This window comes from Aquimarina rhabdastrellae (assembly GCA_947387485.1).
Classification (GTDB): Bacteria; Bacteroidota; Bacteroidia; order Flavobacteriales; family Flavobacteriaceae; genus Aquimarina.
This window is the reverse complement of the sequence record CANDNT010000005.1, coordinates 186,565-209,056: the sequence shown is the minus strand read 5'-3', so window position 1 is coordinate 209,056 and position 22,492 is coordinate 186,565. Positions and strand designations below refer to the sequence as shown.

Sequence of the window (22,492 nt, the reverse complement as noted above, 5' to 3'; positions counted from 1 at the left end):
CGCAAATGCTTACCCAAATCAAATATTACATAACATTTATATTTGCTCTGTGGATTTCAGTTGTCTCTTCTCTTTCATATTCTTTTGGAAATCAAGATCAACTATTAACCACAAAGGATTCTATTGAAAATTATTTAAATGCTGCATCCTTTGCTATCCATACATCAAAATTTGAGCTCGCATTAAAAAATATCACTTTAGCCAAAGAACTTTCTCATAATACTAAAGACAGAATTTACTCTGCCAAAACAAGTAGAGTTCTCGCTAAACTTTATCTTGAATTAAGAGATTTTAAACAAGCTCAAGAATTAGCTTTTAGAGCCACAAAAATTCTACGTGAAGCTCAGGATCCTTTAGAATTAGCTCAATCATTAAATTTATGTGGTTCGATATGTACACAACTTAACGAGTTTGATTATGCTCAAGAAGATTTATTTCACGCAGAGAAATTAGCACAGCAATATAATGCTCCTGAATTAGAAAGTTCTATACAAATCAATTTAGGGTTATTATATATGGCTCAACAAAAACCTGAATTAGCAATTCAGCAATTCAACAGTGCTTTACCTCAAATCAATTCTTCAAAAAACCTATATCTTAAATCCAAGTTATATGTCAATAAAGCAGAAGCTTTGTTAATGCTTAATCAAATAGAAGAAGCTAAAAAGATTAATGATTTGGCCATGAATATGGGTAAAAAGAATCGTTTTTTCGAAATTCGTTCTAAATCATATTATATTTATAGTAAGATTTATGAACAACAAGAAGATTTTAAAACCTCTTTACTTTTCTTAAAATCGCATCAAAAACTAAACGATTCCCTCTTTAATATCAACAAAGAAATTGTTGTTCAAGAAGCTAGTGCAAAAATTAATCTCAGCGAAAAAAATGTATTACTAGAAGAACTTACCGAAGAAAATTTCCAACAACAACAATCACTTAAACTCAATAGACTTACTACGATCTTAAGTATAGCCTTAATTACAATTTTATCATTATTAACATTATCACTGTATAAGAATAATAATTTAAGAGCTAGAGCAAATGAGCTATTACAAAATAAAAATACCGAGCTTATTATTGCTAAAGAAAATACAGAAAGAGCTAGTGAAGCCAAGATTCAATTCTTATCAACTATTACTCACGAATTAAGAACACCACTTTATGCTGTAACAGGTCTTACGCATTTATTATTAGAAGAAAGTCCTACTCCTAACCAAAAAGAACATTTAAACTCACTTAAATTCTCTGGAGAATACTTGCTCTCTTTAATCAATAATATACTAGATTTAAATAAGCTTGAAGCCAAAAAAGTAGAACTTGACAATACCTCTTTTAATCTAAGAAAACGTATTAATGATGTACTTATCGCTTTAGGTAAATCGGCAAAAGATAAAAACAATAAACTTCATTACTCTTTTGATGATAATATTCCGTCTAAATTAATAGGTGACCCCCTAAAGATTTCTCAGGTATTGATTAATCTTATCGGTAACTCTATTAAGTTTACTCAAAACGGAAATATCTGGATCAAAGTAAAACTCCTTAGTCATGTAGAGAATAAGGTATTTTTAAGCTTCGAAATTGAGGATGATGGAGTTGGAATCTCTGAGAAAAAACAACAAAGTATTTTTGAAAACTTTACTCAAGGTTCAGTTCAAATCAACAGAAAATTTGGTGGTACTGGTTTAGGATTATCTATCGTTAAGAATTTATTAGACCTTATGGGTAGTACTATCAAATTAAAAAGTGCTCCTGGTAAAGGATCTACTTTTTATTTTGATTTAAACTTTGATGTTTTTGAAGCCCCACCTAAAAAATATATCGAAGAAATTAAAACAATTGATTATAATAGTATAGCCAATAAACGTATTCTCGTTGTTGAAGACAATAAAATTAATCAATTAATCACCAGAAAAATTTTAGAAAAGAACAACATCATTTGTGATGTTGCAGATAATGGCGATACCGCTATCGAAAAAGCCAAAAATGAGCAATTTGATTTAATCCTCATGGATATCCATATGCCAGGAATTAGCGGAATAGAAGCCACTCGTATCATTAGAAAATTTGATTCCAAAATACCTATTATAGCATTAACAGCCGTAACGCTTGACGATAATTTAAATGAGTTTTATAACAATGGTTTTGATGACATTATCCCTAAGCCATATAAAACCGAAGAGTTTTTCTCTAAACTACACAAAGCTTTAACAAAGAAACAACCTATAAGTTAGAACCATAACGTTTCATTATATCATCATTTAGCTTTAAAAAGACTTTACAAATTCTTTAATTCGTTGATCAAACTGTTCGGCTTGATTTAAAAATTGTACTTCTATAGGCTGGTACCATAGGTCATTTTCAAGAGAATTTGCTAGTCTCACATAATCTTTTTCTGTAGTAATGATTACATTTTTAGATTGTAACTCTTTTATCTCTTGAGCTGTAAAATGATGATGATCTGGATAAGCTAAATGTTCATATGATAATCCTAAACTATCGTAATAATCTAGTAACGGTTTAGGGTTTGCTATTCCCGTTACTAACGTAAAAGATTTCTTTTTTAATATATCTATACTTAAAGATTCTTTATCTCTTTTAAGTTGTTTACTATATGCTATTGTACTAAATAGTACTAACTGATTTTCTTTTGGTTTTATTTTTTTTATAATATGATTTTGTTCTTGATCACTTAAATCTGGTGGGCATTTGGTGACTATAATTACAGCTGCTCTACTCATTCCGCCTATAGGTTCTCTCAAATTTCCTGTAGGTAACATTATATCATCAAAATACAAATCATAATACGCAGTAAGCAATACATACAAACCTGCTTTCACTTTACGATGTTGATACGCATCATCTAACAATAGTACATCTAAATCAGTATTTTCTTGTCTTAGTCTAGCTATCCCATTTCTTCTATCAGCATCAACTGCAACTAGAACTTCAGGGAATTTTTTCTTAAACTGTAGCGGTTCATCTCCTACATCTTTTGCTATAGCCGTAGTTGCTACCATTTGAAAACCTTTTGTTTCACGCTTATACCCACGACTTAAAGTTGCTATTGTATAGTCTTTCTTTAATAGCTTAATCAAATACTCAATCATTGGAGATTTTCCTGTCCCTCCTACACTTAGGTTTCCTACTGCAATTACTGGAAAGTCATAAGCTACTGATTTAAAAATATTATGATCATAACAGAAATTTCTAATCCAAGTTATTACATAATATATAGGTACAATCGGAAATAAAATCTTTCGCAATAGGTTCATATCTCATTTTTTGTAAAGCGAAAATAACTATTTTACTGGAGAGCATTACCTCTAATAAAAAACTTATTTAGCATATACAATTGTATTAATAAAAGTTTTAGTACTTTCATTTTTTAGAAATACGAATATGCAAATTAAAGATGTCATTCAATATTTAGAAGAACTAGCACCTCTATCTTATGCAGAAGGGTTTGATAATGTAGGTCTTCTTGTTGGAAATAAAGAAACCGAACTTAGCGGTGTTCTAGTTACATTAGATACTCTTGAATCTGTAGTCGATGAAGCTATCGAGAATCAATGTAACCTTATTGTAAGTTTTCATCCTATAGTTTTTAGTGGTCTCAAAAAATTTAATGGTAACTCTTACGTTGAACGAGTAGTGATGAAAGCTATTAAAAATGATATTGCAATCTACGCCATTCACACTGCTTTAGATAATACTTTTACAGGAGTAAATGATATGATTTGTGAACAACTAGGATTAGTCAATCGCAAAATTTTAATTCCTCAAAAAGATACCATAAAAAAATTGACCACTTATGTACCGCTTAAAGAAGCAGATCTTCTTAAAGAAGCTTTATTTAATGCAGGAGCTGGAACTATAGGTAATTATGATCATTGTAGTTTTGCTTCAAACGGTACTGGTAGTTTTAGAGCTCAAGATACGGCCAATCCTTCTATAGGAAAAAAAGGAGAAACACATTATGAGCCAGAAACACAAATACAGGTTACTTTTCCTAAACACAAACAAAGTGCTGTATTAAAAGCATTATTTAACACGCATAGTTATGAAGAGGTTGCTTATGAAATCACTACTTTAGAAAATACAAATCAACATATCGGAATGGGAATGGTTGGTGAATTAGAGCAACCTATGAATGAGCTTGATTTTTTACAACATATTAAAGCTGTTTTTAAAACAGGATGTGTAAGACATTCTTCTTTATTGAATAAACCTATTCAAAAAGTAGCAGTTTTAGGTGGTAGTGGTAGTTTTGCTATCGAAAATGCAAAAAGAGCTGGTGCTGATGTTTTTATCACAGCAGATCTAAAATACCATCAATTTTATCAAGCAGAAAATCAACTAATTTTGGCAGATATTGGACATTATGAGAGCGAACAATACACAAAAAACTTAATTGTTAGCTATCTTAGAAAAAAAATCAGTAATTTTGCCATCATTTTATCGGAGAAAAATACCAATCCTATTAAGTATTTATAAACATGGCAAAGAAAGAAGTTACTATAGAGGAAAAATTAAGAGCATTATATGATTTGCAATTAATAGATTCCAGAATTGATGAAATACGTAACGTACGTGGTGAATTACCATTAGAAGTTGAAGACTTAGAAGATGAAGTAGCCGGATTAAACACCAGATTAGATAAGCTTAAAAATGACTTAAATACTATTGATGAGGGAATCAAGAATAAGAAAAACCTTATTGAAGAGGCTAAGTCATTAATAAAAAAATACGGAGAGCAACAAAAAAATGTTCGCAATAACCGTGAATACAACTCTTTAAGTAAAGAAATTGAATTTCAAGAATTAGAAATTCAATTAGCAGAAAAGCATATCAAAGAATTTAAAGCTCAAATCGTTCATAAAAACGAAGTTATTGAACAAACAAAAACGCGTTTATCTGAACGTCAAGCACATCTTGATCACAAAAAAGGTGAGTTAGATGCTATCTTAGGAGAAACAGAAAAAGAAGAGCAAGCATTATTACAAAAATCTGCTGATTTTGAAAATGAAATCGAAGATCGTTTAGTTAATGCATACAAGCGTATTCGTAAAAACGTAAAGAACGGTTTAGCAATTGTTCCTATTGAACGTGGAGCTTCTGGTGGTTCTTTCTTTACTATTCCTCCTCAAGTACAAATGGAGATTGCTGCTCGTAAAAAAATCATTATTGATGAGCATAGTGGTAGAATTCTTGTTGATCAAGAATTAGCACAAGAAGAAAAAGAAAAAATGTATGCTATCTTTTCTAAGTTATAAGAAAGCTACATCTTTATAAAATCAAAAGTCTCGGTAAGTTAATTACTGAGACTTTTTTGTATAAACCAATTCTTAAACATGAATACTGTTTTAATCATAGGATACGTATGGCCAGAACCTAATTCGTCTGCTGCTGGTACTCGCATGCTTCAATTAATAACTTCTTTTAAACAACAACAATGGGAGGTTATTTTTGCTAGCCCTGCTTCAGAAACTCCTCATATGATAGATCTTGAGGCTTTACAAGTTAAAAAACAATCTATACAACCTAATGACAGCTCTTTTGATACCTTTATAACTCAATTGAAGCCTAATATAGTAGTCTTTGATCGTTTTATGATGGAAGAACAATTTGGGTGGCGTATTAGTCAACAGCTTCCTAATGCATTAAAAATATTAAATACAGAAGATCTACATAGTTTAAGAAAGACCCGACATGAAGCATTAAAAAAAGAAATACCTTTTACACCTGCGCTATTAAAAAATAGCACTATTGCAAAAAGAGAAATCGCAAGTATCTACCGCTGTGATATAAGTTTGATGATTTCTTCTTTCGAAATGGATTTATTGCAAAATGAATTTGACATTCCTAAAGAAATACTTTTTCATCTCCCTTTTCTATATGAAGAGATTTCATCTTCAAAAAGCAATTCCTGGGTACCTCTTGAAGAACGTAAACATTTTGTTCATATTGGTAATTTTAGACACGCTCCTAATTGGGACGTGACATTATATTTAAAACAAAAAATATGGCCGCTAATACGTAAAAAACTTCCTCAATCCGAATTACATATCTATGGCTCTTATCCAAGCGAAAAAGTTTCTCAATTACACAATTCTAAAGAAGAATTCTTAATCAAAGGATGGGCAGATAACGCTCATCAAATAATGTCTAATGCTAAAATTTGTTTATCTCCTCTACGATTTGGTGCAGGTATCAAAGGAAAATTTACTGAAGCTATGTTGTGCGGAACTCCTAGCATTACAACAACTATAGGTGCAGAAGGTATGCATCATAACCTACCTTGGAACGGTATTATAGCCAATACAGAAGACGAAATTGTTACTGCTGCCGTAACATTGTATAAAGACAAAGAATTATGGTCTAAATCTCAACAAAACGGAATTCAAATAATCAACAACTTATATGATAAGAAAAAGTTTTTACCTAATCTATTTAAACATATAGAATATACACAAGAACACTTACAATCGTTAAGAACACAAAACTTTATAGGAGCTATGCTACAACATCATTCTCATAGAAGTACTGAATTTATGTCTCGCTGGATTGAAGAAAAAAATAAATCATAATATCTATTGAGGGATAGTAATCCCTCTTCCAGCTTTTTTCTCTTCCTCTTTATTATAATATGATATTATAGCACTGATTTTACCTTCTTTTATATATAACCATTCACTTACATTCAAAAACGCATTAGAAGACTCCATTATATAACGTACGCTAGCCTTATTTTCATCATAAATTGCATCAAGTATTTTAAATCTATTACCCAAAAACATTTCTTTATTATCAGAAACTATATCTAAATATTTCTTTTTACCTTCTATTACGCCATAAGGACTTGTATGTATAAAATCTTCAGATAGTGGTAATTTATAAAAATCTCCTTCTTCCCATATATTAAACCATTCTGCTACTATTTCTTTTATGTGTTTCTGAGACATGTCTGTAATTTTCGATATATATTAAAAACAAAAAAACCGATTGAAAATTTCAATCGGTTTAAATTTTAATGCTTTCTTAATCTTAAAGAGCTGCTACGTGCTTAGTAAGCTTAGATTTTAAATTAGCCGCTTTATTACTGTGAATAATATTTCTTTTAGCTAATTTATCAATCATAGAAACTACTGAAGGAAACAACTTAACTGCCTCTTCTTTATCAGCTTCACGTAATTTCTTAATTGCATTACGAGTAGTTTTATGCTGATACTTATTTCTAAGACGCTTAGCTTCACTATTTCTTATTCTCTTTAATGCTGACTTATGATTTGCCATCTCTCTCTCTTCTCGTTAATTTTTTATCTAAAAACTTGTAGCCCGTAGGGGAATCGAACCCCTCTTACCAGGATGAAAACCTGGCGTCCTAGCCGATAGACGAACGGGCCATTTACCTTTTTAAAGGTGTGCAAACTTAAAACTTAATTTTCAAACTTGCAACTTTTTTTTCGTAGTCCGTAGGGGAATCGAACCCCTGTTACCAGGATGAAAACCTGGCGTCCTAACCCCTAGACGAACGGACCATTTTTTTTGCTTTTCAGTATTTCAATTATTTCGATTGCTGATTGCGGGTGCAAATATACAACCCTTTTTCACTTCTGCAATACTTTTTTGAACTTTTTTTTATTTTTTTTTGCATCAAAAACACAATACACTGAAAAACAATAAAATAATTTTTAAAAAAAATTAGTGATTTATCTTATCGACAAATCACTAATCTTATTTTTTATATAAAAGAGTTATTAATATGCTTTAGCAAATAATACTCTTCTAGAAGATGGTTGTCCTGTTAATACGCAAACTCCCTCTTCTTCTATACCATCAAATGGTATACAACGTATAGTTGCTTTTGTTAAATCTTTAATTTTTTGTTCGGTTTCTGCTGTTCCGTCCCAATGCGCCGAAATAAAACCTCCTTTTTCCTCTAATACCTCTTTAAACTCATCAAAAGTATCTACAGGCGTTATATGCTCGTTTCTATAATTTAATGCTTTTGTGTATAAGCTCTCTTGTATTTCTTCTAATAAATTGGCTACAGTATCGACAATAGCACCTCGCTCTACAATTTGTTTTGTAAGTGTATCTCTTCTTGCTAACTCAACAGTTCCTTTTTCAAGATCTTTTGGACCTATAGCTATTCTTAACGGAACTCCTTGTAATTCATATTGTGCAAACTTAGCTCCTGGCCTATGCGTATCTCTTTTATCAAATTTAACAGAAATACCTTTACTTCTTAATTCTTTTACTATAGTATCTACTACTTCAGAAATTTGATTCAATTGCTCCTCACCTTTGTATATAGGAACAATGACTACTTGTGTTGGTGCTAGATTAGGAGGTAATACTAATCCTTGATCATCACTATGCGTCATTATTAAAGCTCCCATTAATCGAGTAGAAACTCCCCATGAGGTTGCCCATACATAATCTTGTTTTCCTTCTTTTGAAGTAAATTTCACATCAAATGCTTTTGCAAAATTTTGACCTAAGAAATGAGAAGTACCTGCTTGTAATGCTTTACCGTCTTGCATTAATGCCTCTATACAATAAGTATCTTCTGCTCCAGCAAAACGTTCACTTTCAGTTTTTCTTCCTCTTACAACTGGAATTGCCATAAATTTTTCTACAAAATCTGCATAGATATTATTCATTTGTGCAGTTTCGGCTATAGCCTCTTCTCTAGTTTCATGGGCTGTATGCCCTTCTTGCCATAAAAACTCTGCTGTACGTAAAAACAAACGTGTTCTCATCTCCCATCTCACTACATTTGCCCATTGATTCACTAATATAGGTAAATCTCTATAGGATTGAATCCATCCTTTATATGTATTCCAGATGATAGCTTCAGACGTAGGTCTTACAACCAACTCTTCCTCTAACTTAGCTTCTGGATCTACTCTTAGTTTCCCTTCTCTATCAGGGTCATTTTGTAATCTATAATGTGTAACAACTGCACATTCTTTTGCGAATCCCTCTGCATTTTTTTCTTCAGCTTCAAACAAACTTTTAGGTACAAATAAGGGGAAATATGCATTTTGATGTCCAGTTTCCTTAAATTTTTTGTCTAGTTCAGCTTGCATTTTTTCCCAAATGGCATATCCATAGGGCTTGATGACCATACATCCTCTTACTGCTGAATTCTCGGCTAAATCTGCCTTGACAACCAGCTCATTATACCATTTTGAATAATCTTCACTTCGTTTCGTTAAATTCTTGCTCATAAACTGTTATTTGGCACAACTCTTGTGGCTATGTTAAATAAATTTTAGTTATGGCAAAACTAACTAAATTTGTATTGTTCAACAATTAATTAAGGAGATATGCGACTTAAAAATTATATTCTAAACAATAAAGCCTCTGGGCTGATTTTGTTACTCAGTATTCTTACATTAACCTCTTGCGGTTCTTATCAATATGTTGCTCATGATGATGATGGTATTTATGAAAATCAACCCAATCAACCACAACATACTCCACGAACTGTTGAAAAAAAATCAAATGGTTATTATGAACAATACTTTTCAGAAAAGTCTACACAATATGGCGAAATTCCTGAAGAGGGAGCTATTTTTACGGATATAGATTCTTATGCAAGTGATCAATATGAAGTTGACACTACATCTATTGTAGGGTATTCTGAAGGTAGACCTGCATGGGGAAGCACATCTGACGAAGTTTCCATTAATATCTACAATACAGGCTTTAGACCATTTTATGGATATGGTTGGGGATTTGGATTAGGGTATTATAATTATGGTTATTATAATCCTTGGAACTTTAATCCATACTGGAATACAGGATGGTATTATGGAAATCCATTTTATTGCCCTCCATTCTATTCTTATTATTCTCCTTATCGCTATTATAATCGTTCCTACCGTTACTATAACTCTCCTTATATTGCTTATAATAGATACAATAGAAATGTTATTAATCGTAGCCGATATGGTACCTCTTATAGATCTCGATATACAAATTATAACAGCAGATCGAGAAGCCGAGCTAACATTAATAGTAATTCAAGATACAGATCACGCTCAAATGCTACCATAAATAACAGATCTAGATCAAGGTCTAATAGTGCATATGATCGTTCTAGAACTAGAACAAGAACTTATTCTCCTAGAACAAGAAGCAATAGTTCTTATCGCTCTAGACAAACACCTAGCCGCTCTCGTTCAAACTACTCAAGATCTAGATCTTCTAATAGAAGTTCATCTAGCAGTTTCAGAAGTCGTAGTAGCAGTAGTCGTTCTTCTGGTACAAGATCATCTGGAAGTCGTTCAAGAAGTCGTGGAGGAAGAGGATAATTTCTATTAAGATATCTTAACTATTAATTACATTTGCTTTTAATTAAATCGAAGCATTATGGCTTTTCTTTAGCCTATTAATTTTTAATAAATGAAAAAACTATTTACATTATTTTTCACAGGCATTACATGTGTTGCCGGATTGCATGCACAAAGTATCACAGATGCTTTACGTTATGCCAATCAAAATATTGAAGGTACGGCACGTTACCGTAGTATGAGTGGTGCTTTTGGAGCTTTAGGTGGTGATCTTTCTGCTATTCAAACTAATCCTGCTGGAGCAGCAGTTTTTAATAAATCTCTAGGCGCTATCACGCTTTCGCATTCAAATATTAACAATGATGCGTTTTTTAGTAACTCTATTGTGAGTAATTCTAATAGCAATTTAAACTTTAATCAATTAGGAGCTGTTTTTGTTTTTAAAAATAATGACGAGACAATTCCTATTAACAAACTAGTTTTAGGTATTAATTATGATCAAACTAGTGATAACGAAGATGAATTTATTGCAGCTGGTAACAGTTCTGTTTCTATAGATCGTCATTTCTTAAATGCCGCACAAGGTTTTCCCCTTGATCAAATTTCTGTAGGTAATGGATTTTTAGAAGACACTTATGCTCGATTAGGCGAAAGAGAAGGAACTAGAGCTCAAGAAGCCTTATTAGCTTATGAAACTTTTATCTTGGATGCTGTCGATCCTTCTGATCCTTCTAATACCGAATATATTTCTAATGTAGCTTCTGGTTCATTTAATCAGGACTACTTTTTTGAAAGCACTGGTTTTAACGGAAAATTTAGCGTAAGTGGTGCTATGCAACTTTATGACCGTTTTTACTTAGGTCTTAACTTAAACTCTCATTTTATAAATTATGATCAAGTAACTCGCTATTTTGAATTCAATTCGAATACAGGTTCTGATATTAATGAAATTGCTTTTACCAATCGTTTATCAACTAGAGGATCTGGTTTTTCTGCTCATATAGGTGGAATTGCAAAAATCACACCTTTCTTACGTTTAGGAGCTTCTTTAGAAACACCTACTTGGTTTTTAATTTCTGAAGAAACTAGACAAGCTTTAAGTTCAGATAGTAATACAAATGGTACAGCGATAGCAAATCCCAACGTTATTAATATTTTTCCAGAATATCGTTTAAGAACTCCTGCTAAGTTTACAGGAAGTGCAGCTTTTATCTTTGGAAAAAGCGGATTAATTAGTATTGATTATAGTTATAAAGATTATGCTACTACAAAGTTTAGTTCTAGCGATGATTTTTATGATGATCTTGATTATTCTTTTCAAAACAACCGTATTAAAAATACTTTACAAGGTGCTGCAAGTGTAAGAATTGGTGGTGAATTAAGGCATCAAAACTGGAGTTTTAGAGGCGGTTTACGCTATGAAGAAAGTCCTTATAGAGACGAAACTCAATTAGGTGATACTAACGGGTATTCTTTAGGTCTTGGTTATAATTTCGGAAAAATGAAATTAGATATTGCATATGATTATGCAGAACAGGATCGTAGACAGCAATTCATTGATAGTGATGTTTTTCTAAACACTGCTTCTATTACTCAAGAAAGGGAAAATATTACTGTAACATTTTCTTTAAGTTTATAAGAATCTATTAATCACTATTTCTAAAACATATTGCATTTTTAGATTTAGATTAACATATAAAAATAGCTCAAGAAACTCTTATACCTCTTGAGCTATTTTATTTTTAATCCATACTAAAGTACGTATATCCAGTATTACAACATAGTTTTATTATACTCACCGTTCTAGTTACTTCTATCATACTTTATTTGATATCGTTTAAAGCTTCTTTTTGGAAGTAATGTATCTAAAACAAAACAGGGATTGTAATTAATCACAATTCCTGTTTTCATCCTTATCTTTAAGAAAAATTTATCGCTTCAAACTAAAGTTAGCTTTAAAAACTCTACTTGTATTATCTCTAGGCTCTGTATACTCTACTCTGAACCAATAATCTGACGCGGGTAAATTTCTACCATTATATGTTCCGTCCCAAGCTTCACCTGGTACTAGTTGTTTCAATAATTTACCTGATCGATCAAATATATAAATGATCGCATTTTCCTGATTTTCTATATGTTCTATTCTCCAAACATCATTAAATCCATCTCCATTAGGTGTAAAGAATCTAGGATAATCAATTAATATAAAAGAAGTTGTTATTTCTGCACCACATCCATAACGATTTCTTATTGTCATGGTATGCTCTCCTCCTCTTAAGTTTGTAAATGTTGGAGAATCTTGAAACTCGCCATCATCTAATTGGTATTCATAATCTGCATCATTTCCTAATCCTATATCTGGTACTCCTGTAACCATAAAGAAACCAGAAAAAGCATCTGACTGAATATCAACTTCTAATCCTATAGGAGGAAAAGTTGGTGTTAATTCAACTTCGTATGTATTTTCACAAGAGGTTACAGTACTTGCGCTTATATCTTGAATTGTTAATGAAAAAGTAGTTGTTTCTGTTAAATTTCTTATTTCAAAAATTGGATTTTCAACCCCATCTCCATCAGGGTCATTATCGGGTGTCCAATCATAAATATATCCAGTACCTAAATCCTGACCTAGATTTATTGCTAAATCACCATTAATATTAGTACACTCAATACCATCTTCTCTATATATTACCACAGGTAAAGGATTCACCTGTAGTGTAAAATTTCCTATTTCAGAAACACATCCTGATGTGGTATCCTCTATCCACACATAAATAATCTGGCCTGTTGTTCCTTCAAAAGTTTCTGGTGCTGCAATAACATCAGATGTTTCATCTGCACTTAATCTATATGTAAATGCATAACTAGCAGGAACAGGATCTTCTCCAGTAACCTCATCATTATACAGTGTTAAATCAAATATACCTATAGAAGAACCTACTTCTGTTTCACAAACCTCATATGGTGCTGTCACAGCTATAGCATTAGGTTTGCTATTTATACTCAATGTGATTTGAGCTATATTATCTGTATTAAAGCATCCAGTTATAGGGTTTTCCACTCTAACATATAAAATTGTTCCATCTGTTAATGCTGCTCCATCTGTAATAGGATTCATGCTTGACATAGCATCAACATCTGTAAGATGAAAAGACACATTAAAATCTGCTAAAGCAATAGGTTCTCCTCCATCTAATAATTCACTTAAAGAACTATTACTAGCTATTAAATTTGTTAACATTTCAGAAAAGTCCACATTATCTTCATTAGGCGTGGCATCCATATCTTCGCATATAGCATAACTAAAATTAGTATCGGCTAGAATAGGTATAGGATTTACGACTAAATCAAAATCTACTATTTCATTAGATATACATCCACTTACAGGATTAACCACCTGTGCTATTATTGTTTGAGGATTACTTAAATTGGTATACGCATTAGGGTTGGCTATAGGTGTACTTGCATTAAAATCCGCCATACTTGCATAATAAATCACCTCTACATCTGGAGAGTTAGCTGCTACAGATATATTTGCATCGTTTTCTGTTAAATCAAATATTCTTATATTTTGATCTGCAGTTGATGTCGCACATTCTATATCATCAGGCACATTAGTATTTACTCCTGGTATTTGAGATACTTCGATGGTAATAGTTGCTATATTATCTATATTAAAACACCCTGTTGGATTAGATGCTTCATTATTTTCTACTCTTACAAATAAAACCGTGCCATTATTAATTATTGAGTTATCAGCAACTGGATTAACATCATTTTCTGCATCAGCCATACTTCTATGATATGTAATTACAAAATCAGCAATACTTAATGGTTCTGTAGCATCTAGCAAAGTAGTAGATTGATCACTACTATCTCTTAATCCTGCTAACATAGCAGCAAAAGACAATTCTGTTTCATTTGGCGTAGCGTCCAATACTTCACAAATTGTATAATCAAATTGTGTATCTGACAATATTGGCGCTGGATTTGCTGTCAATTGAAAAGATGTTATTACTGCGCAACTTGTTAAATCATTACGCCCTATTCTAGCAAAAACCTCTGTTGTTATACTCGTATAATTCGTTCGATTAGGTATTGCATTTCTATTATTTTCTGCATCATCTTGACTAGTATGATACGAAACTAAAAATACTCCTGGATCTTGAGTTCCTAAAATTAGATTGTCATTAAGTGAAAAATCAAATTCAGCCATTCCATCACTTGATCCGCACATTGTAAAATTTTGAGGAGTATTAGCTATTACTGGTTCATCATAGAAAGTGACAACTATATCTTCTATCACAGAATTACCATCTATATCCTCAACAGTTAATTGATATGTTCCTGAAACACTAACTGTAAGAATAGGATTAGTTTCTCCTGGTATATCGTCAAACATCATCGTTGTTTCATTAAAAACGGCCCATTGATAAATAACCGCATCAGTAGTTGTTCCATCTATCTCTATAGGATCATTACCACACACATCTCTATCAGAAAATGGTGTAATTACTATCGAGCAATCTGTCTCTCCAGCTCCTGTATTACCTAAATTTCTTTGCTCTAATTTTATTTTCCCAGAAGTATTCGCAAAATTCGTTACTAATAATAAATAATATTCTCCTATTTGTGCATCAGGAATAATAAAGGACTCTACACTTGCCCCATCATAACTACAGTCTACTATATTTGTATTATCAGCATTAGTTAAATAAAAATCATGTCCAGCTGTATTATTAGGACAATTTTCGTTTGCTACACCATCACCATTGGTGTCACATGCTCTAGCCAAATCTGTACAATTAGAATCTGAAGTAGAAAAAGGTCCCCAAGCAATAAAATCTACATCTAAGCGTCTTTCCGTTCCATCAGGAATATTATTACCGTTTGTATCTACCCATTGTATAATATCAAATTCTAATCTTCCTAATTGATCAATTCTTAAAAAATACCAAGCAGGATTTGGTGTTGATGATAAACATCCTATAGAAGTAGTACTTGATACTCCCGTAACATTCTCAAAAACAAGTTCTCCTGAAGCATCTGAACAAAAAGGCTCTGAAACCTCACATGTAGCACCTTGACCATAAGATACTGATGAACAAATAAATAACAAAACAAAAAATATAAACTTGTATAAAAAAGTAATTGATGTTTGGTTTTGACTGATAGGGATATTGATCATAATTGCGGAATTAAGTGGGTTAAAATAAGAAAAATATACCAATAATGTCTCTTCTTATGCTTCTATATAATTGTTAACAAAGGTTTAGCTTTCAAAAACTACAAAATTGTATCTTTGCGCCAATTATAAATAGTATTTTTGCTATTCTTAAAGAATGACAATGAAAATAGATAAAGCCCTTGAAGCTATTGAGGCGTTAGGTGATAATCATGTAGCTACTAGCGCCAACACCCCATTAAGAGATGATGCATTCACACTAAGTGATGCCGAAAAAATAGAATTAATAAAAAAAGATGTTCATCACATCATGGAAACTCTTGGACTTGATTTAACCGATGATAGTTTACAAGGTACTCCTCAACGTGTGGCAAAAATGTTTGTAAAGGAAATTTTCTCAGGATTAAATCCAGATAATAAACCTACTGCATCAACGTTCAATAATACTTACCAATATGGAGAAATGTTGGTTGAAAAAAATATAACAGTATACTCTACTTGTGAACATCATTTATTACCTATAGTAGGTCGTGCTCATGTCGCTTACATCTCAAATGGTACAGTAGTAGGATTATCCAAAATGAATCGTATCGTAGACTATTATGCTAAGCGTCCTCAAGTTCAAGAACGTATGACTATGCAAGTCGTTCAAGATCTACAAGAAATATTAGGTACTCAAGATGTTGCATGTGTTATTGATGCAAAACACTTATGTGTAAACTCTAGAGGAATACGAGATATCGAAAGTAGTACTGTTACTAGTGAATTCGGTGGTAAATTCAAAGATCCTGCAGTACGTAAAGAATTTTTAAACTACATCCAATTAGACACTCAATTTTAAAACCTTAAAAAAACATTATATAAATAATTATGGCGACAGATCCATTGTACACATCACAACACTTAAAAATTTATAATTCGCTTACTGGCGAAAAAGAAGCTTTTAAACCTATTACAGAAGGAAACATAGGAATGTATGTTTGTGGACCTACTGTATATAGCAATGTACATTTAGGAAATTGTCGCACATTTATTTCGTTTGATTTAGTTTTTAGATATTTAAAACATTTAGGGTATAAGGTACGCTATGTACGTAATATCACTGATGCAGGTCATTTAGAAAATGATGAAGAAGTAGGTGAAGATAAGATTTCTAAAAAGGCTCGTTTAGAACAACTAGAACCTATGGAAGTCGTACAGCGTTATACTGTTGACTTTCATAACATTTTAAACAAGTTCAATAATATCCCGCCTAGTATCGAACCTACTGCTACAGGTCATATTGTTGAACAAATCGAAATCATTAAGACTATTATAGATAATGGTTTTGCTTATATCTCTAACGGTTCTGTTTATTTTGATGTTAAAAAGTTTAATGAAACAAATGATTACGGTAAACTAAGCGGTCGTAATCTCGAAGATATGATTGCAAATACTCGAGAATTGACTGCTCAAAGTGATAAAAAGAATCCTCAAGATTTTGCTTTATGGAAAAAAGCCGAACCACAACATATCATGCGTTGGCCTTCACCATGGAGTGATGGTTTTCCAGGATGGCACTTAGAATGTACTGTTATGAGTACAAAATATCTAGGGGAGACTTTTGATATTCACGGAGGTGGGATGGATTTGAAATTCCCTCATCATGAGTGTGAAATTGCTCAAGGTGAAGCTGCTTGTGGAAAAACACCTGTTAACTACTGGATGCATGCCAATATGTTAACTTTAAATGGTAAAAAGATGTCAAAGTCTACAGGAAATATTATTTCTCCTGCAGAAATCTTTAATGGTGATAATCCTATTTTAAACAAAGCTTATGCTCCTACTGTAGCTCGCTTTTTTATGCTTCAAGCTAATTATAGAAGTATTTTAGATTTTTCTAATGATGCATTAGAAGCTTCAGAAAAAGGATTTTATAAGCTTATGGAAGCTATAAATACTTTATCACAAATCAATACAGGAAAAACGACTAACGGCCTCGATGTTTCTATCTGGAGACAGGAATGTTATGATGCTATGAATGATGACTTCAATAGTCCTATTTTAATAGCTAAATTATTTGAGGCTGTAAAATTCATCAACAATCTTAAAGACAATAAAGCTACGATAACTACCACTGATTTTGAAATACTTAAAAACACGCTTCATGCTTTTGTTTTTGATGTTTTAGGGCTACAAGATGTTAATGCTACATCTGCAGATAATACCGATAAATTATCTGGAGCAGTAGAACTTTTAATCAAGCTTAGAGCAGAAGCTAGAGTAAATAAAGATTTTGCTTTAAGTGATCAAATTAGAGATGAATTAGCTGCTATAGGTATACAGTTAAAGGATGGCCGTGAAGGAACATCTTTTACTTTAAACTAATTTATAATTGTGAGTAAACGATTACTTGTTATACCATTTATTTTTTTGGTTCGCATATATCAGCGTTTTATTTCGCCACTTACTCCTGCTACGTGTCGTTATCATCCTACATGTTCACATTATACAATAGAGGCATTACAAAAGCATGGATTATTAAAAGGTGGATGGTTAGCAACCAAAAGGATATTTAGTTGTCATCCATGGGGAGGAAAAGGTTATGATCCTGTACCTCCTTCTCAAAATTCAAAAAACAAATAATACTATATATAGCCTAATTAAATATTAATTAGGCTTTTGTTTTCCTCAAGATTCACATATTTATTTATATTTACTTCATTATCTAATTAAATACTATATAATCAATGATATTTGCAAAAATCATCTGGAATCCTGCCAAAGGTATCGATTTAGGTTTCTACACATTACACTTCTATAGCCTTATGTTTGTCGTGGCTTTTTCGCTGGGTTGGGTATTGATGAAAAGAATTTACATTCGAGAGAAGATCGATATGGAAAAACTAGATTCAGTTTTTATATATGCGGTACTAGGTACTCTTATTGGAGCTCGATTAGGTCATGTTTTCTTTTATGATTGGGCATATTACAAAAATAATCTCTTAGAAATCATACTACCATTTAAGTTTAGTCCGTCGTTTAAATTTATTGGTTTCCAAGGTTTGGCTAGTCACGGTGCAGCTATTGCTTTTATCATTGCAATGTATTATTACTCAAAAAATATATTAAAAAAACCTACACTTTGGGTTTTAGACCGTGTTACTATTCCTGCAGCTTGTGGTGGTATTTTTGTAAGATTAGGTAATTTCTTTAATTCTGAAATCATAGGTAAACCTTCAGACGATTTTCCTTTGGGAGTTAAATTTGTTAGAGATGGTTTAAGTCAATACGAAGTTGTTCAAAAAACTGGTATTAAAAATGTAAATAAAGCGTATAGTGCCATTACAGATAATCCTCAATTTGCAGATATTCTAGAAGCTATTCCATATCGTCACCCCGCTCAATTATATGAAGCATTTGGTTATATATTCGTATTTGCAGCACTATGGTTTATGTATTGGAAAGCGAATAAAGGAAATCAACCAGGTTTCTTATTTGGAATGTATCTTATCCTTATTTGGGCTGTTCGTTTTGCTGTAGAATATGTAAAACAAAGCCAAGGAGGTTTTGAAAGTGCTTTAGGTATTTTCTCTACTGGTCAATGGTTAAGTATTCCTTTTATACTTACTGGTTTATACTTTGTATTAAGACCTCAAAAAAGTTAAGTCTATTATTAATTTCATTATAGCATAACCGTTTGATAAATCCAAGCGGTTATTTTTTTATTCTACTATAAGTAAAAAAAATCCTCTTTTACACTATGATAAAAGAGGATTTTTAATGTTTTAAAAGTATTATCTAAAATAAATCGCTAGATTCTTTTAGCTTTTCTGTATTTTCTACTAATTGTAATTCGTCAATGATTTTTTGGATATCACCATTAATGATATTTCCTAAATCATATAATGTCAATCCTATACGGTGATCTGTCACACGCCCTTGAGGATAGTTATATGTTCTAATTTTTGCAGAACGGTCTCCAGAAGATACCATACTCTTACGTTTTTCTGAATCAGCTGCTTGTTTTTTAGCCAATTCTAATTCGTATAATCTAGAACGTAAAACCTTTAATGCTTTCTCTAAGTTTTTATGTGATGATTTTTGATCCTGACAACTTACGATCATTCCTGTAGGTTCGTGATGTAGTTTAATTGCCGAATATGTTGTGTTTACCGATTGTCCTCCAGGTCCTGTAGACGTAGTTCTCTCAATTCTCACTTCTTTCATATCCAGTTCTATATCAAACTCTTCTGCCTCAGGTAAAACCATTACCGTTGCTGCACTAGTATGTACACGTCCTTGAGTTTCTGTTTGAGGTACACGTTGTACACGGTGTACACCTGCCTCAAACTTCATTGTTCCATATACATCTTCTCCACTTACTTCAAAGATAATCTCTTTATATCCACCACTAGTTCCTTCGTTAAGATCTACTACGCTAGTTTTCCATCCTCTACCTTCACAATACTTAGTATACATACGGTATAGATCTCCTGCAAAGATACTCGCTTCGTCTCCACCAGTTCCTGCTCGAACCTCTACCACGCAGTTTTTAGCATCTTCTGGATCTTTAGGTACCAACATAAAACGTATTGTTTCTTCTAATGTTGGTAAGGCTTCTTTTGCTTCATCTAATTGCATTTTGGCCATTTCTACCATTTCGGCATCACTACCATCTGCAATAATTTCTTCTGCTTCAGCAATATTATCTGTTAACGTGATATACTCTTCACGCTTATCCATTAATGCTTTAAGATCTTTATATTCTCTATTTAATTGAATATATCTTTTTTGATCTGCTATTATATCTGGCTGAATAATTAAATCACTTATCTCGTCAAACTTCTGTTTAACTATATTTAATTTATCTATCATAAGTATTTCCTCTGTAAACTTCTGCAAAAATACGTTTTTTTATGTAAAAGCAATCGCTTTTCGCAACAAGCTATTGACTATACATTTCGTATTCAATAAAATATAGTCACACCTTTATATTTCAAGCATACAGCCTCCTATAAAACAACACTTTAGATTAAACTATTGAATACCTCTCATCATTTTTTGAATTAATGGTGCTACAAAAATTGCAAGAATTCCTATAATCATTGAGATTACTCCAAAACTTGCATATACCGATACATAAGAATATAATTGCTGGAAGTTTTCTGTATTCTCTTGTATAAAAGCAGGTGCTAATCCTGTTATACTTTCCACTATCTCACCTACAATTCCTTGAGAAAAAATACTCTCTTCCCCTTCTCTTACTGTTGTTAATTTCGCTATTTTTCCTGCAAAAAAGTGTCCGTAAAAGTTCGCAGATAACCAAACTCCCATAATAAAGGTGATATATTTTATTGGCGAAAGTTCTGTGATCTTTGATAATCCTATAGGGGATAAAAACAACTCTCCTACAGTGAGTACAAAATACCCTAAAATCAAATACCACATCGGTGTTCTTCCAAATTCATCTGAAGCTTGTGCAGAAATTCCAAAAATCACAAACCCTAATCCTAATAATAATAAACCTAAACCAAATTTTACAGGAGAACTTGGGTTCATACGTTTACGAGATAAAAATGTCCATAACATTGCAAACGGAACTGCTAATAATACAATCCATAATGAATTGATACTATTGGTCTGTGCAGCATTAATTCCTATCAGGTTTACATTGCGATCTGCAAACAGTGTTAAAGAACTCCCTGCTTGTTCAAATATTGCAGAAAATAATGCATATAAAGCTGTAAAATAGATCGCCACCCATAATCGGCTTCGTTCAACTGCACTTACTGTTTTGAGTATATATCCCAGATAACCTATTAATCCTATTGAAATAATCCACACCAAATAATGTTCAAACTGATTAAATCTTACAATCAAGGCAAATACTGGTACTGCTAACCATGCTAATATATGGATACGAGTTCCTTTGGTCATTCCCCATACCTTAGTTTGATATGCTTTTATATCTGGTATTATACCATTTTCTCCAAAAACTTGAGCCTGTGTTCCTCTTTTAAATACAATTAATCCTATAATCATTCCTAAACCTGCCAACATAAATCCATAATGCCATCCATATAATTCTGCAAGTAATGCACATAATAATGGAGCAATAGCTCCACCTAAATTGATTCCTAAATAAAAAATCGTAAATCCAGAATCTCTACGTTTATCTCCTTCTTGATAAAGTCCTCCTACCATAGTTGATATATTAGGTTTAAAAAAACCATTACCTACTATAATTATAGCCAATGCTCCATAAAAAAATATAGGTTCTTCTATAGTCAATAAAATATGTCCTATAGCCATTAAAGAGCCTCCCCATAATATTGCTTTACGATATCCTATATAACGATCAGCTATAATTCCGCCTATCATAGGAGTTACATATACCAATGACATATATGCTGCCATTACTCCAAAAGCGGCATCATCTTTAAATAATAAATGCTTAGTCATATATAGTACTAATAAGGCTTTCATTCCGTAAAACGAAAACCGTTCCCATAGCTCTGCAAAGAAGAGGTAAATTAAACCTTTGGGATGTCCGAAAAACGTAGTTTCTTTTGTTTGCTCTAGATTCATCTGTTTTAATTTTTTAATACAGTACAAATCATGAGCTTTTACTATAAAACAAAAAATGACGTTACAAATAATAACTTTTGATTGTCATTTGTTATTTTACACAAGCAATTACAATTAATCACAACCTAGTGTTTATGATAGCTCAAGAGCTATCGTTGTATTTTAACCCTAGTATAATCTAAAATGTAAAACACTAAATATAAAATGTAAAAAAGGAGGCACTTGGTGTTTTTTGAGTTCGGTAGCTGATGGAGTTTCAGGTTAACAAATCAAATTCTAAATTCTTTTATCGATCTATCGAAAATATAGTGTAAAATTAGCTATAAGAGAAATAATAAAATTTCTGGACTGTTTGATTGCTAATGGATTTGTCTTAAGTTTAATTTCCGAATATATAAATCGCACACAACTTTTTACATTACTCCTT

General features: G+C 32.1%; 17 protein-coding genes and 2 tRNA genes. 10 read left to right on the top strand and 9 right to left on the bottom strand.

Annotation, left to right across the window (positions count from 1 at the left end):
* Positions 1-5: 5 nt before the first annotated feature.
* Positions 6-2,237 (top strand): tetratricopeptide repeat-containing hybrid sensor histidine kinase/response regulator, encoded by a 2,232-nt coding sequence (locus tag ACYEKI_RS10675; RefSeq protein WP_459211176.1) that lies wholly within the window; start codon positions 6-8, stop codon positions 2,235-2,237.
* A gap of 33 nt (positions 2,238-2,270) precedes the next feature.
* Here ACYEKI_RS10675 and lpxK read toward each other — a convergent pair whose 3' ends face one another.
* Positions 2,271-3,278: a tetraacyldisaccharide 4'-kinase gene (lpxK, locus tag ACYEKI_RS10670; RefSeq protein ID WP_459211175.1), complete on the bottom strand. Its 1,008-nt coding sequence runs from the start codon at positions 3,276-3,278 to the stop codon at positions 2,271-2,273.
* 127 nt (positions 3,279-3,405) lie between these two features.
* Between lpxK and ACYEKI_RS10665 the strand changes: the two genes are divergently transcribed.
* The 3 genes from ACYEKI_RS10665 (at position 3,406) to ACYEKI_RS10655 (ending at position 6,593) form a co-directional block, all read left to right on the top strand.
* The gene (locus tag ACYEKI_RS10665) at positions 3,406-4,500 is read left to right on the top strand and encodes a Nif3-like dinuclear metal center hexameric protein (RefSeq protein ID WP_459211174.1); all 1,095 of its coding nucleotides are present in this window, start codon (positions 3,406-3,408) and stop codon (positions 4,498-4,500) included.
* 2 nt (positions 4,501-4,502) lie between these two features.
* Entirely contained in the window at positions 4,503-5,279 is a 777-nt protein-coding gene (locus ACYEKI_RS10660) for a zinc ribbon domain-containing protein (protein WP_459211173.1), read from the top strand.
* Positions 5,280-5,357: 78 nt separating this feature from the next.
* Positions 5,358-6,593, top strand: a complete 1,236-nt coding sequence (locus ACYEKI_RS10655; RefSeq protein ID WP_459211172.1) for a glycosyltransferase family 4 protein — start codon at positions 5,358-5,360, stop codon at positions 6,591-6,593.
* 3 nt (positions 6,594-6,596) lie between these two features.
* On the opposite strand, the gene ACYEKI_RS10650 is transcribed toward ACYEKI_RS10655, so the two are convergent.
* The 5 genes from ACYEKI_RS10650 to proS form a co-directional block, all read right to left on the bottom strand.
* Positions 6,597-6,968 carry a nuclear transport factor 2 family protein gene (locus ACYEKI_RS10650; RefSeq protein ID WP_459211171.1) on the bottom strand — a complete coding sequence of 124 codons (372 nt, stop codon included), beginning with the start codon at positions 6,966-6,968 and terminating at the stop codon, positions 6,597-6,599.
* An 82-nt stretch (positions 6,969-7,050) separates the two neighbouring features.
* The gene (gene rpsT / locus ACYEKI_RS10645; protein WP_459211170.1) at positions 7,051-7,299 is read right to left on the bottom strand and encodes a 30S ribosomal protein S20; all 249 of its coding nucleotides are present in this window, start codon (positions 7,297-7,299) and stop codon (positions 7,051-7,053) included.
* Positions 7,300-7,337: 38 nt separating this feature from the next.
* Positions 7,338-7,409, bottom strand: a tRNA-Glu gene (locus ACYEKI_RS10640).
* A 63-nt stretch (positions 7,410-7,472) separates the two neighbouring features.
* Positions 7,473-7,544, bottom strand: a tRNA-Glu gene (locus ACYEKI_RS10635).
* 219 nt (positions 7,545-7,763) lie between these two features.
* Positions 7,764-9,242 carry a proline--tRNA ligase gene (gene proS, locus ACYEKI_RS10630; protein ID WP_459211169.1) on the bottom strand — a complete coding sequence of 493 codons (1,479 nt, stop codon included), beginning with the start codon at positions 9,240-9,242 and terminating at the stop codon, positions 7,764-7,766.
* 99 nt (positions 9,243-9,341) lie between these two features.
* On the opposite strand from proS, the gene ACYEKI_RS10625 reads away from it, so the two are divergent.
* On the top strand, positions 9,342-10,331 hold the full coding sequence (locus ACYEKI_RS10625) for a hypothetical protein (RefSeq protein ID WP_459211168.1): 990 nt from the start codon (positions 9,342-9,344) through the stop codon (positions 10,329-10,331).
* Between the two features lie 91 nt (positions 10,332-10,422).
* Positions 10,423-11,949, top strand: a complete 1,527-nt coding sequence (locus tag ACYEKI_RS10620; RefSeq protein ID WP_459211167.1) for an OmpP1/FadL family transporter — start codon at positions 10,423-10,425, stop codon at positions 11,947-11,949.
* 291 nt (positions 11,950-12,240) lie between these two features.
* Here ACYEKI_RS10620 and ACYEKI_RS10615 read toward each other — a convergent pair whose 3' ends face one another.
* Positions 12,241-15,498 (bottom strand): T9SS type B sorting domain-containing protein, encoded by a 3,258-nt coding sequence (locus tag ACYEKI_RS10615; RefSeq protein WP_459211166.1) that lies wholly within the window; start codon positions 15,496-15,498, stop codon positions 12,241-12,243.
* A 160-nt stretch (positions 15,499-15,658) separates the two neighbouring features.
* Here ACYEKI_RS10615 and folE point away from each other — a divergent pair, with 160 nt between their 5' ends.
* The 4 genes from folE to lgt all read left to right on the top strand — a co-directional run bounded on the left by folE (position 15,659) and on the right by lgt (position 19,142).
* A complete protein-coding gene (gene folE, locus ACYEKI_RS10610; protein WP_459211165.1) occupies positions 15,659-16,336 on the top strand; it encodes a GTP cyclohydrolase I FolE in 678 nt (225 codons plus the stop codon).
* Between the two features lie 29 nt (positions 16,337-16,365).
* Entirely contained in the window at positions 16,366-17,862 is a 1,497-nt protein-coding gene (gene cysS / locus ACYEKI_RS10605) for a cysteine--tRNA ligase (protein ID WP_459211164.1), read from the top strand.
* A gap of 9 nt (positions 17,863-17,871) precedes the next feature.
* Complete coding sequence (yidD, locus tag ACYEKI_RS10600; protein WP_459211163.1) at positions 17,872-18,120, top strand: membrane protein insertion efficiency factor YidD; 249 nt, start codon at positions 17,872-17,874, stop codon at positions 18,118-18,120.
* Between the two features lie 104 nt (positions 18,121-18,224).
* Positions 18,225-19,142, top strand: a complete 918-nt coding sequence (gene lgt, locus ACYEKI_RS10595) for a prolipoprotein diacylglyceryl transferase (protein WP_459211162.1) — start codon at positions 18,225-18,227, stop codon at positions 19,140-19,142.
* A gap of 133 nt (positions 19,143-19,275) precedes the next feature.
* Here the strand turns inward: lgt and prfA are convergent, their stop codons facing one another.
* Positions 19,276-20,352, bottom strand: coding sequence for a peptide chain release factor 1 (gene prfA, locus ACYEKI_RS10590; protein WP_459211228.1), 1,077 nt, complete (start codon positions 20,350-20,352; stop codon positions 19,276-19,278).
* 162 nt (positions 20,353-20,514) lie between these two features.
* Positions 20,515-22,065 carry a peptide MFS transporter gene (locus ACYEKI_RS10585; protein WP_459211161.1) on the bottom strand — a complete coding sequence of 517 codons (1,551 nt, stop codon included), beginning with the start codon at positions 22,063-22,065 and terminating at the stop codon, positions 20,515-20,517.
* Between the last annotated feature and the right edge of the window lie 427 nt (positions 22,066-22,492).